Below are 12,351 nucleotides of genomic sequence, written 5' to 3'. Positions count from 1 at the left end.
CCCATGGCGCCAAAGGGTTTCATCCGGGCGCCATCCCGGCGTTGACAGGGGGCGGGGGGCTCGGGACAGTCCTCGCGCCATGCCGACCTACCCCTCCACACCCCGTGAGGCGTTTCACCTGCTGCGCGCACTGTCCGAGAACCTGTCCCATGCGGACAGGCGTCCGCGCGCGCTGGCCGAGCTCCGCGAGCTGGCGGAGCTGTCCCGCCACCAACCCGAATCGGCGCCACTGCGGCTGGTGACGGTGACGGTGACGGTGGGCGCTTCGCAGGAGCGGTTGGAGTTGTTCCTGCTGCCGTCCATCTTCGCTCCGGAGGCGTGGGCCTACACCTTCCTGGAGGGCCTGCTGAGCGTCCCGCTGGATGAGTATGCGGGAAAGCGGCTGGTGGAAGTCGGCGCGGGCTCGGGATGGATTTGCATCGCGCTGGCGAAGTTCACCCGGCTGGCGCACGTGCATGGCGCGGACCTCAATCCGCATTCGCCCGTGGTGGCGCGCTGCAACGCGTGGCTCAACGGAGACGAGGCGCTGGCGTCGCGCCTGTCCTTCGGGGAGAGCGACCTGTTGCGCGGGATTCCTTCGGATGCCCCATGGGACTTCGTAGTGGGCTGCATTCCGCAGGTTCTCCGGGGCGAGGAGGATTTGCCATCCGAGCTGTCCCAGGCCGACGAGCAGGCGCTCTACGACTTGTCCAACTACTGCACGCTGCAGAACGTCTACGAGGACCACTTCGGGCTCGGGCTCATCGCGCGATTGCTGGACGAAGCGCCGGAGCGGCTGTCACCCACCGGACGGTTGCTGCTCAACCTCGCGGGCAGGCCAGGGCGCGTCATCATCGAGCGGATGTTCACTCGCCGCGGCTTCGACACGCACGTGCGGGTGGCCCGCCGGGTGATGCAGGCGGCGGACACGGACATCCGTCCTTTGGTGGCGCTGGAGCAGCGAACCGGCCGCGAGTTCGAGTTCTTCATGGAAGCACGCAGCCCGGAGCCGCTGCGGGCGGCCACCGCGCTGGGCTGGCTCCAGGCCGGGAACCCGGTGTGGCACGAGGTGGCGGTGTGGGAGGCACGGCTGGCGCTGCCTCGCGAGACGCTGGCGCTGCGGGCCGCTCTGCGCGAGCTGGGCGCTTCTGCGTTGCAGGAGGAGTTGGACCTGGGCGCCGCGTCGGCGGAGCAGTTGGGCTTCGTCGCCGACCTGGCGGCGCGACTGGCGCGGGGCCCGCTGATGCCCTACGCGCACGAAGCGGGTGACGCGTCCTTCCGCCGGCAGGTGGTGCGCTACCTGGACCGGTACTTCGGGCTGCGGCTGGCGGAAGAGGAGGTCTTCGTCGCGCCCGAGCGCGAGCAGGCGGTGTACTCGCTGCTGATGGCCACCTGCGACGTGGGTGACGAGGTGCTGGTGTCGCGCAACCTCCATCCGCTCTACGCCCGTGCGCTGGAGAAGGCGGGTGTGCGCGCCACGGTGACTCACACGTCGCTGGCGGAGATTCGCCGGCTGTTGTCCGCGTTCGACGTGAAGATGGTGCTGCTCACGGTGGAGAAGGGAGAGCGCACCAACCTGTCCGTGCTGCGCGACATCGTCGCGGAGGCGGCTCGCCGGGGCATCTGGGTGGTGTTGGACGAAAGCGCCTTCTTCAACATCACCGGCGGTGTGGAGCCGCACACGCTCTTCGAGTTCCTGGCCCGTGAGGCCCACGCCCCCAACCTGGTGGTGCTCTATGGCCTCATCAAGAACGCGGTGTGGCCGGACCTGGAGCTGACGCTGCTCATGCCGGTGCCGCAGCCGCTGCGGGGAGACTTGGAAGCCGCGGCGGAAGTCACCTACTCGCGCATCAGCACCCTGGCGCAAGCGTTCTACGAGCGCACCTTCGCTGACTTGCTGTCGTTCCGCATCTCCTTCGCGGAGCCGGAAGCGCCCGCGCCGCGCAGGCCTCCGGTGGTGACGTTGCCCCGCTCGCGACGGATGGAGCGGCTGATGACCTTCCCCGCCTTCGCGCCCAAGGTGTTCCGCGAGGACGACGCGGAGTTGGTGCGTCTGGATTACGGAGAGAACGAAGGGCCGCTGCCGCCTCCCTTGGTGGAGGGCCTCATCGCCGCCGGTGTCGCGCCGCGCGAGCCCGCACCGCAGACAGGATTGGCCGAGGCAGTGTCGGCCTTCCTGTTGGAGTCGCGCGCGGTGCGCTACGCGCCGGACGAGCTGGCGGTGGCGCCGGGCGTGTGGCCGCTCATCCACCACCTGGGCGTGGCGCTGCGCCAGCGGCTGGGACGCACGCCGCGCGTCTATGTGTCGACGCCGTGCTACGGCGTGTTGCCGCCCACCTTCGTCTCCGCGGGGTGTGACGTGGAGCAGGGGCCACTGTCGGGGCTGTTGGCCCGGCGAGGGCAGGGCGGTGGCGTGCCGGATGCCATCGTCGTGTCGCAGCCGTCGAATCCCTCCGGTGTCTACCTGGCCCGCGAGGAACTGGTGGCCCTGGCCACCTATGTGGTGGAGCAGCGCTGTCTGCTGGTTTCGGACGAAATCTTCGGACTGGTGAACCTCACCAGCCCCACTGCGGAGACGGTTCCCAGCCCCGTGACGCTGGAAGGCGCGGTGCCCGGCATCGGCGCCCGCACGGTGCTGCTGGGAGGACTGTCCAAGGAGTTCGCGGCCGGTGGGCTCCGCGTGGGATGGCTCGCGACGAAGGACCGGTCGCTGGCCGCGGCGGTGCGTGACAGCGGCCCTGGGGTGCTCCACCTGATGACGGCGCGCGCCGCGGCGTACCTGTATGCGGCATATGCCCGTAGTCCGGATGGCCAGCTGCTGTACTCCGCACGGCACCGCACCCTGCGGTCCTTTCTGGTGAAGATGCGGCGGGAGCTGGCGGAGAAGCGCGAGCTGCTGGCCGGAGCGCTGCCAGGGGATGGGCGCTCGGACGCGGGGGACGCGGGCGGACTCTTCTTGTCGCCTCGGATGACGGCATGGCTGGGGCAGGAGGTCGACGGGGTGCGGCTCACGCCGGAGAACCTTCCTCGCGTGGTGTACGAGCACACGCACGTCGTCCTGAATGGCGGCCCGTGGTGTGGGGATCCGGAGCGGGCGCGGGCCGTGTTCTCGATTCCACGGGACGCGCTGCTCCGGGCGCGTGAGCAGCTTTTGCGCTTCGGCGCGAAGCTGCGCGGCGGGCCGTCCGAGTCCTGAGGCGCGGGCCCCGCACGGACACTGTCCGGGGCCCATCGCTTGCCTCCGACTGAAAGGCGGGTCGCGAGCAGATGGGGGCGGCCGTCACAATTCCGCCTCCGGGCCGCGGCGCCGGTACCTGGGGGGGCGTGGGATGGCCGAGCCGGCGCAGCGCAATGCCATCGAGTTGATGAACGTCCACAAGTCCTTCGGCGCCCAGCACGTGCTGCGGGGCGTGGACCTGGTGGTGCCCACGGGCACCACGTGCGTGCTGCTGGGCGTGTCGGGCTCCGGGAAGACGGTGCTGATGAAGCACCTGGACGGCCTGCTGCGTCCGGACCGCGGCACGGTGCGCGTGGACGGCGAGGACCTGGCCTGGCTGGACGCCGCGGGGCTCGAGCGCGTGCGCCGCAAGCTGGGCATCCTCTTCCAGGGCGGCGCGCTCTTCGACTCGCTCACCGTCGAGGACAACGTCGCCTTCCCGCTGCGCGAGCGGCTCCATCTGGTGGAGAGCGAGGTGCGCGAGCGCGTGCAGCGGGTGCTGGCGCTGGTGGACCTGGAGGACGCGGCGAAGCAGCGCCCGGGCGAGCTGTCCGGCGGCATGCTCAAGCGCGCCGCCTTTGCCCGCGCCGTGGTGCTGGAGCCGAAAATCCTCCTCTATGACGACCCCACCGCGGGGTTGGACCCGCTGAGGACCCAGTCCGTGGTGGACGTCATCCTCACCGGCAAGCACCGGCTCCATGCCTCGGCGCTCGTCATCACCCCGGACGTGGCCTCCGCCTTCCAGGTGGGGGACAGCCTGGCGCTGCTCCATGAAGGACGCATCATCGAACACGCCCCACCCGAGGCCTTCCGCCAGTCCCAACACCCCGCGGTCCAGGCCTTCCTCCATGACTGGCTGTCGCGCCGTGCGCGCGCTTCCGGGCGCACGTCACCGCCGCTGAATTGAGCGCGAGGCTGTTCAGCGGGGGACACTCATCCCGTCCCCTCGCTGGATGGTCCTGAACCCGTAAGTCATGCATGCTCAGAAATCCCGGTGCTTTGTCGCGCCGGGAGGCCCGTCCGAAGGACCCACGCATCCGGGGGGATGCCACATGCCCAATCTGCTCGACATGCCTCGCCAGGCATTGATGGACCTGCGTTCACGGCTCAGCCATTCGACGCTCGTGTCCCAGCTACCGCGCAACGTCGTGCCGGACAGTCTGTCCCTGTCCAGTCCGGCGCCTCAGGATTTCGCGCTCGCGGACCCGGAGCGGGTGGAGGCATGGCGGAGAGCCTGCGAACGGTATGTGCGGCCCGGGCAGGTCGTCATGGATGCGTGCACCGGAACGGGCCTGCGGACCTTCCTGGCGGCGAGCCGTCAGCCGAAGAAGCTGTACGCGGTGGATGGCTCGCGGCTGCTGGACACGGCGCAGTGGGTGGCGCGCCGCAACGGGCTGGAGCACATCGACTTCGTGCGCGCGCAGCCCTGGCAGTACCAGATGCCGGAGAAGGTGGACGTCCTGCTGCATGAGTTACTGGGCGACGCCCTCTTCGACGCGGGGCTGGTTCCTCGCATCCTGGACCTGCGCAACCGGGTACTGAAGCCCGGAGGCCGCATCCTGCCCAACCGCTTCGAGGTCTTCGTGGAGCCGGTGCAACTGCGGGACGAGGCGTGCATCCCCTTCATCTGGAGCCAGCGCTTCCCCAGCGTGGACTACAGCTGCCTGCAGACGCTGCGCGAGGCGATGAACCCGTCCTACTTCACGCGCGTCATCCGCTCCTACGAGGTGGACCACCTGTTGTGCGACCCGGAGCCCGCCTTCGCCTTCGACCTGGAGACGATGGTGGCCGACGGCCTGCCGCACCGCGTGCGCTTCTCGCGGCCCGTGGTGGATGAGGGGCGCGTGGACGGCTTCTGCCTCTTCTACAAGGTGGCCTTCGACGCGGAGCTGTCCTTCAACGTGTCGCCGCTGCGAGGGCAGAACTACGCGGGGATGATGCTCTTGCGCGTGGACTCGCGGGAGTTCGAGCGCTTTGAAACGCTGTCCTTCGAACTGGACATGGTGGAGCACGCCGACGTGCGCACCTGGCGCTGGCAGTTCACCTGAGAGCAGAGTCCCCACCCGCAGTGCTGGCGGGTGGACAACTCCCGCGGCGGGGAGGGTCCGCGGGAGCAGAGGGCGTGGCTAGCTTGCGTTGAGGCATGTCCTCTTCGCGACTCCTCCCTGTCCTGTTCCTGGCGCTGGGCGCCGCGCTTCCAGCCGCGGCCCAGACGTCCTCGTCGCAGCGTCCGCGCACGGTGGCCGGCGTGTGCGGCGCCACCAACTGGGCCTGCGTGGCCGAGTGCATCGACGCCGAGTGCGTCGACACCTGCATGCGTCAGGACTGTGAACAGGCGCTGGAGCGGCTCAAGGCGTGTACCCAGAAGGCGGGCTGCGCGCCGAACGATACCGAGTGTGGGCCCAAGGCCTGCCTGCCCATCTGCCAGCGCTCCTTCGAGCCCGCCCCGCCCAGCCCCGAGAAGGAAGTCCCGGCGCCCTGCGAGGGCGTGAAGGCACCGGGGGCGGCGCCTCCCAATGCGTTGGTGGGGACCTGGACGCTGGTGGCCGCCAGCCTGCCGGAAGACGAAACCGTGCGGGAGGAGCGCATCGAGGCCCAGCCTCGTTCGGACTACGCGCGCTCGTTGCAGGTGACGCCGTCGGGCTGCTTCGTTCTGCGCACCTCGCTGGAGGCCGCGACGCTGGGGCAGGGCAACTCGCTGGTGGTCCGCGCCTGGGGCACGCTGGACGTGTCGGGCAAGGACCGGGTGCGGCTGCGCACGCGGGACGGCCAGGCGGTGGGCCCGGTGTGTGGCGACAAGCGCGTGATTCCCCTGACGGGACCGAAGCTCAAGTTTCTGGGGAACGCCTATGTCTGGGACCTGGAGAAAGGCGTCCTCACGTTGATGGTGGACGACGAGACGAAGCAGACCTTCCAGTTCGAACGTGCGACCCCGGAGAGCGGAAAGAAGTAGAACGGCCTTCACCGGGAGGTCGTGAGACATGGCGGCGCAGCAGCGGATGGCGAGTGTGGACGCGCTCTGGTTCCACATGGAGGAACCCGCCAACCTGATGATGATTACCGCCGTGCTCTGGTTCGAGGGCCGGCTGGACTTCGAGCGGCTGAAGACGGTGGTGCGGGAACGGCTGGTGGAGCGCTACCCCCGCTTTCGCCAGCGCGCGGTGGCGGGACTCGTGGGCCTGCCGCAGTGGGAGGAGGTCCCCGAGCTCGACCTGGACTGGCACCTGTCGCGGCTTGACGTGCCCCCGCCCGGGGATCGCGCCGCGCTGGAGTCGCTGGTGGGGGAGTGGATGAGCACGCCCCTGGAGCGCTCCCGGCCGTTGTGGCAGTTCCATGTCATGTCGGCCGCGGACGGGCGCGACGTGCTGCTTGCGCGGCTGCATCACTGTCTCGCGGACGGCATGGCCCTGGCGCGGGTGCTGCTGACGCTCACGGATGGGGCGGAGGCGGAGATGGCCGCCGAGGCGCCCGAGCCCGCGTCGAGGCCTTCAACCGGTGGGCTCGCGAGCTGGGTGCGCGGTGCTCGGGCGGTGGCGGGGACCGCGCGCGCGGTGTGGCGCAAGGGCGCGGAGCTGGCCGCGGAGCCGATTCTCGCGGGCGACCTGCTGGTGCAGGGCGCTCGGGGCGCCGCGGCCATGGGCAAGTTGTTGGTGATTCCGCCGGACCCGAGCACGTCACTGCGGGGGCCGCTGGGGACGCAGAAGCGCGCCGCCTGGTCGGACCCGGTGCCGCTGGAGCGAGTGAAGGCCGTGGGCCGCGCGCTGGGCGGCACGGTGAATGACGTGCTGCTGGCGGCGGTGGCGGGCGCGCTGCGGCGCTACCTGGAGTCGCTGGGGGAGCCACCCGAGGACCTGCACGCGCTGGTGCCCGTGAATCTGCGGCCGCTCGACGTGCCCGTGCCTCGCGAGCTGGGCAATCACTTCGGCGTCGTCTTCCTTCGGCTGCCCGTGCAACTGGGCACGCCTCAGCGCCGGTTGCAGGAGCTGACGCGGCGGATGGAGCGGCTGAAGCGTTCGCCGGAGGCGGTGCTGACCTTCGGCGCGCTGGAGTTGCTGGGGTACACGCCAGCGGCGCTGGAGCGGTGGGTGGTGCATACCTTCGGCTCCAAGGCATCGTTGATTGCCACCAACGTGCCCGGCCCGCGCGCGGCGGTGTCCCTGGCGGGCAGCCGGTTGGAGGGCCTGACGTTCTGGGTTCCCCAGACGGGCCATCTGGGGCTGGGCGTGAGCCTCTTCAGCTACGCGGGGCAGGTGACGGTGGGCGTGGCGGCGGACGCGGGCCGGGTGACCGACCCGCATGCGCTCATCCAGGCCTTCCACGAGGAGCTGGATGCGCTCGAGACCGAGCGTGACTGAGGGCTGACTACAGCAGCTCGTACTCCTCCAGCTTGTTGTAGAGCGTGCGCCGGCTGATGCCGAGCAGCCGCGCCGCCAGCGTCCGGTTGTCGCCCGCGCGCTTGAGCGCATCCGCCATCGCCTGGCGCTCCATCTCCTTGCGCTGGGACTCCAGTGTCCGGGCGGAGTCCGTGACAGGCACCGTTGGCGTTTCCAGGGCGCTGACGGAAGGTGTCGCGGCAAAGGGGGCGGGGGACAGGCCTGGCTGGCGCGCCAGCTCTTGAAGGACTTCCCGCCCGCCAATCACCTGCGTGTCGGAGAGCACCACCAACCGCTCCAGGAAGTTCTGGAGCTGCCGCACGTTGCCGGGCCACGGCTGGGCCCGCAGCGCCGCGAGCCCGTCGGGCATGAGGGTGAAGGGCGGGCGCCCGTTCGTCTTCGCGTGGACCTCCAGGAAGTGCAGGGCCAACGGCTCGATGTCGTCCGGGCGTTCGCGCAGGGCCGGTATCCACACGGGCACCACGTTGAGGCGGTAGAAGAGGTCCTCGCGGAAGCGGCCTTCCTTCACACGCTCTTCCAGGGGCTGATGCGTGGCCGCCACGAAGCGGACGTCCACCTTCACCGTCTGCGTGCCGCCCAGCCGCTCCAGCTCGCGCTCCTGGATGACTCGCAGCAGCTTCACCTGGACAGCGGGGGAGATGTCGCCCACCTCGTCGAGGAACAGCGTGCCGCCATGGGCCAGCTCCACGCGCCCGGGCTTGCGCGTGGCGGCGCCCGTGAAGGCGCCCTTCTCGTAGCCGAACAGCTCGCTCTCCAGCAGGGTGTCCGGCAGCGCCGCGCAGTGCAGCTTCACGAAGGGGCCATCCCGCCGGGGACTGGCGTCGTGAACGGCCTTGGCCGCCAGCTCCTTGCCCGTGCCGGACTCGCCGCGCAGCAGCACCGTGGCTGTACCGGCGGCCGCCTTCGCCAGCACGGCCTGCACGTCCGCCATGGCCCGGCTCCGGCCGATGAAGCCTCCCGTGGGCCGCACCTGCTGGCGCGCCTCCTCGCCCTGCGCGCGCAGCAGCGCCTTTCGGACGGTGAAGAGAATCTCCTCCCGGTCGAAGGGCTTGAGCACGAAGTCCGCGGCGCCCGCCTTCATCGCCTCCACCGCCAGCGGCACCGTGCCATGGGCGGTGAGGAGGATGACGGGCACGTCCGGCCAGCCGCGCGACACCTCCGCGAGCACTTGCAGGCCATCCATGCCCGGCATGCGCACGTCGCTCACCACGACGTCCACCGGCTTGCTCGCCAGCAGCGCCAGGGCTTCCTGCCCATCGCGCGCCGCATGCGTCGTCAGGCCCGCCTGCGTCAGCAGGGCGCCCAGTACCTTGGCCACGGCGGGGTCGTCGTCGACCAGCAGCACCGTGCCTTTCAATGATTCGTTCACGCGGCTTCTCCTACGCCTGCGCCGCCCAGGCTTGCGTCCGTGACGGGCAGGCGCATCCGGACCACCGTACCGCGCCCCTCCCGGCTTGTCAGGAGCACCTCGCCACCGTGCGCTTCCACCACGCGCCGGACGAAGGCCAGCCCCAGGCCGCTGCCCGAGGCCTTGGTGGTGAAGAAGTCGTCGAAGGCACGCTCGCGCGTTCGTGCGTCCATGCCCTCGCCGGTGTCCTCCACCTCCAGGGCCACGTCGGCACCGTCTCGCAGCGCGCGCACGGTGAGGGTGCCACCTCCCGGCATCGCCTCGCAGGCGTTGCGCACCAGGTTCTCCAGGGCGTTGGTCAGCAGGTCCTGGTCCCCCGCGCAGGGAGGCAGGCCGGCGGCCAGCTCCCGGATGATGACGACCTTGCCCGGGCTGGCGAAGGCCTGGAGCGACAGCACGCCCTCCACCAGCCGGCGCAGGTCCACCGGCTTTGGCAGGGGCTCCACGCGCGCCAGCCGCTGATACGTGTCCACCACCCGGTCCAGGCGCTCCACCTGCTCCAGCAGCAGGTCCAGGAACTCGCCTTGCCCGTCCCACGAACGCCCGCGCGCGTGCTCCTCCTTGAGGTACTGCGCGGCGCCCTTCATCGCGGCGATGGGGTTCTTGAGGTCGTGCGCCATCTGCGCGGAGAAGCGGCCCAGCGTGGCCAGCCGCTCCAGTCGCTCGCTCCGGCTGACGTAGGCGGTGACGCCCCGGCGGGTCGCCGCCACCAGGGCGAACGTCACCGCCGTGGTGCAGATGATGAGCGTGCCCGCCTGCGCGACGAAGAGCCGCACCACGGCGAGATAGGCCAGCACCCCCAGCCCCGCGATGCCCGCCGCGTGCAGCGCGAGCCGGGGCGCGCCCGGGTCGTCTCCGAAGAGGCCGAAGCGCAGCGCCGCGGTGGCCATCACCGGCAAGCCCAGGAGCGTGCCCACGTGGCCGAGCCGCACCACCTCCAGGCCCAGCTCCGCCGCCAGCTCCGTCATCAGCAGGGCCACCACCAGCGTGAGCCCCAACAGCACCAGGCCCGCGCGGGCGCGCTCGTCCGGGTGTCGCGAGCGCAGCACGTGCAAGCCCAGGAGCGCGAAGCCTCCACCGAGGATGGGAATGGCCAGCGCGGAGACCAGCAGCCCGAAGCGCAGCGTGAGCAGGTGCGCCTCCAGCGTGGGAGCGCCCAACGCCACCAGCATGGCGAGCGCCAACACGCCGAAGAGGGCATAGGCGCCGTACATGGCCCAGGCGAGGCTTCGTCGCCGTCCCACGAAGGACAGGATGAAGTGCAGCGCGCACGGCACCGTCATCAGGCCCGCGGTGAAGCCCACCAGCCGCCAGCCGTCCTCGTCCGCGCGCACCAGCGCGAAGCCGGAGAAGTTCCACGTCGACAGGGCGATGGACAGCAGCGACAGCGGCAGCGCCAACGGACTCTTGCCCACGCGCACCAGGGCGAGGCCCGCCAAGGCGAGCTGGCCCGCGCAGGCCAGGAGGCTGATCCACATCCCACCCGTCATGGGGCGCTCCGATGCAGGGGACTAGAGCATGCCCAGCCGGCGCGCGTTGGCCGGCTCCACCGCCGCGGCCTCCCAGCGGCGCACCGCCTGCTCGCGCTCGGCTTCGGGGGCATCCGCGTAGTAGCCCAGCGTGTCGTGCAGCGCGCGGCTCAGCTCCTCGATGGCCGCCAGCCGCACGTCCAGCTCGCGGTGGCGCAGCGCGGAGACGAGCCAGTCCGCGCGGCGGCGGCTGCGATTCTCCGCCCACCACGCCGACCACGGACGCGGGTCCAGTCCCAGTGTGGCGCGCGTCACTTCCCGCAGCGCCTCCGCCGCGGCCTGGGCGCACATCTCGTCGTCGCCGCCCGTGAGGCGGATGAGGCCCTCAATCGCGTCGCGGTCATGCAGCGTGCCCAGGGCGCGCGCGGCCAGCGAGCGGCGCAGTGGGTCGCGGCTGTTCAGCTCGTGGCGCAGGTCGCGCAGGGCGGCGTCCAGCCGGGGCAGCTGCTTGAGCGCGGCGGCGGCCACGCGCGCGGCGCTGGAGATGTCCGGCTCCAGGTCGAACAGACCGCGCAGCACGCCGTCCACCAACTCCACGTAGGGCAGGTTGCCGGCGGTGAGCAGCGCGAAGTAGCGCGTGTCCGCGTCCTGGGAGTCCAGCAGCGGCGACACGGCCTGCGCGGCGGGGCGGCCCAGCCGGGACATCGCGCCGGGGATGGGCCCCAACTCGTCCGCCTCGGGCAGCTCCACCACGGGCAGCCGGCTCCAGGCCGTGGGGCCGGGGAAGTGCTGGGCCAGCACACGGGCGCTGGCCTCGGGCGAGCGCGCCAGCTCCGCCATGGCGTTGGCGCGCTGCGCGGCGTCCGGACCGGTGAGGCGGCGCAGTAGCGGCGCGAAGTCCGGCGGCGGGCGCTCCTCTTGTGACTGCGCGCGCGGCGGCAGCGCGGCGGCGCGGCCCATGTTGCCGGTGGCACCCCGGCCGAAGAAGGGGCTCCAGCCCAGGCCGGCGACCACCGCGGGGGCAGGCGCGGGCGCGGGGGCCACGGGCAGGTCCACGTCGATGGTGAGCTCCATCTCGTCCGGCGCGCGCAGCTCCGACACGCGCTGCTTGCGGAAGAGGATGAGCTCCTGGAAGGCCGCCGGCAGGTCCTGGCAGAACAGGATGTAGTCGGACAGGCGGCGCTGGCTGATGGGCCGCTGGCCACAGTCACCGTAGAGGATGGCCACCAGCCGGCCCTTCACCTCGACCGGGTACAGGAAGACGGTGCGCGGCGTCTGGCGTCCGAACAGCTCCAGGTAGTGCCGCGTGAGCGCGTCCGGGGGCAGCGGGCCCGCGTAGCTGCCGCGGGTGACGGCCACCGTGCGGAAGACGCTGCTGGCATCCAGCGGGATGGACACCTGCGTGAGCTGCTCTCCCGCCATGCCCTCGCCGCGAGCCTCCAGGCCCGTGGCGCCGCCCCGCAGCACGGCGAAGGAGGCGACGTAGTCGAAGGTTCTGCGGCCGAAGCGCAGCGCGACGTCGATGAGGCGGTCGCGGTCCTTGGTGGCTTCCTTCAGCGCCGCGCGCGCCTGGGCCAGCGTCCAGTCCGGCACGTCCTGGCTCGCGGGCGGGGCAGAGGGACGGATCTCCAGCGCGGCGGGCTTGGGACGGGGCGGCGGCGCGTTCTGCGCGGCGCCGGGGTTCGGGAAGACGAGGAACGCGGGCTCGCTGCGCGGAGCCGCCGCGGGCTTTGGAGGTGGCGCCACCGGCGTGGCGAAATGCAGCGTGGGCGGCGCGGTCGGCTGCGCCGGCGCGGGAGGCCACACCTGCGGCGTGCCGCTGGCGCCGGCCTGGGCCGGAGGCCACACCTGGGGCTGTCCCGAAGCTGTCTCTTATACCCATCT

General features: G+C 71.3%; 7 protein-coding genes and 1 pseudogene. 5 read left to right on the top strand and 3 right to left on the bottom strand.

Features of this window, described 5'->3' with window-relative positions:
• Window positions 1-79: 79 nt before the first annotated feature.
• From F8M74_RS33115 to F8M74_RS33095, 5 genes are all read left to right on the top strand, one after another.
• Entirely contained in the window at window positions 80-3,175 is a 3,096-nt protein-coding gene (locus tag F8M74_RS33115; protein WP_141255375.1) for an aminotransferase class I/II-fold pyridoxal phosphate-dependent enzyme, read from the top strand.
• A 133-nt stretch (window positions 3,176-3,308) separates the two neighbouring features.
• A complete protein-coding gene (locus F8M74_RS33110) occupies window positions 3,309-4,103 on the top strand; it encodes an ABC transporter ATP-binding protein (RefSeq protein ID WP_141255374.1) in 795 nt (264 codons plus the stop codon).
• A 145-nt stretch (window positions 4,104-4,248) separates the two neighbouring features.
• Window positions 4,249-5,244 (top strand): class I SAM-dependent methyltransferase, encoded by a 996-nt coding sequence (locus F8M74_RS33105; protein ID WP_140853187.1) that lies wholly within the window; start codon window positions 4,249-4,251, stop codon window positions 5,242-5,244.
• Window positions 5,245-5,339: 95 nt separating this feature from the next.
• The gene (locus F8M74_RS33100) at window positions 5,340-6,149 is read left to right on the top strand and encodes a hypothetical protein (protein WP_141255372.1); all 810 of its coding nucleotides are present in this window, start codon (window positions 5,340-5,342) and stop codon (window positions 6,147-6,149) included.
• 28 nt (window positions 6,150-6,177) lie between these two features.
• Window positions 6,178-7,551, top strand: coding sequence for a wax ester/triacylglycerol synthase family O-acyltransferase (locus F8M74_RS33095; protein ID WP_141255371.1), 1,374 nt, complete (start codon window positions 6,178-6,180; stop codon window positions 7,549-7,551).
• Between the two features lie 7 nt (window positions 7,552-7,558).
• On the opposite strand, the gene F8M74_RS33090 is transcribed toward F8M74_RS33095, so the two are convergent.
• The 3 genes and pseudogenes from F8M74_RS33090 to F8M74_RS33080 all read right to left on the bottom strand — a co-directional run.
• On the bottom strand, window positions 7,559-8,959 hold the full coding sequence (locus tag F8M74_RS33090) for a sigma-54 dependent transcriptional regulator (RefSeq protein ID WP_171410448.1): 1,401 nt from the start codon (window positions 8,957-8,959) through the stop codon (window positions 7,559-7,561).
• Window positions 8,956-10,488 (bottom strand): ATP-binding protein, encoded by a 1,533-nt coding sequence (locus tag F8M74_RS33085; RefSeq protein WP_141255370.1) that lies wholly within the window; start codon window positions 10,486-10,488, stop codon window positions 8,956-8,958. The genes F8M74_RS33090 and F8M74_RS33085 overlap by 4 nt, the downstream gene beginning before the upstream one ends.
• Window positions 10,489-10,509: 21 nt before the next feature.
• Window positions 10,510-12,333: pseudogene (locus F8M74_RS33080) on the bottom strand (HEAT repeat domain-containing protein); the annotation flags it as partial.
• Window positions 12,334-12,351: the final 18 nt, after the last annotated feature.

It is taken from the genome of Myxococcus sp. CA023, from assembly GCF_010998615.1.
Lineage (GTDB): Bacteria > Myxococcota > Myxococcia > Myxococcales > Myxococcaceae > Myxococcus.
This window is presented reverse-complemented; position numbering and strand designations above follow the sequence as displayed.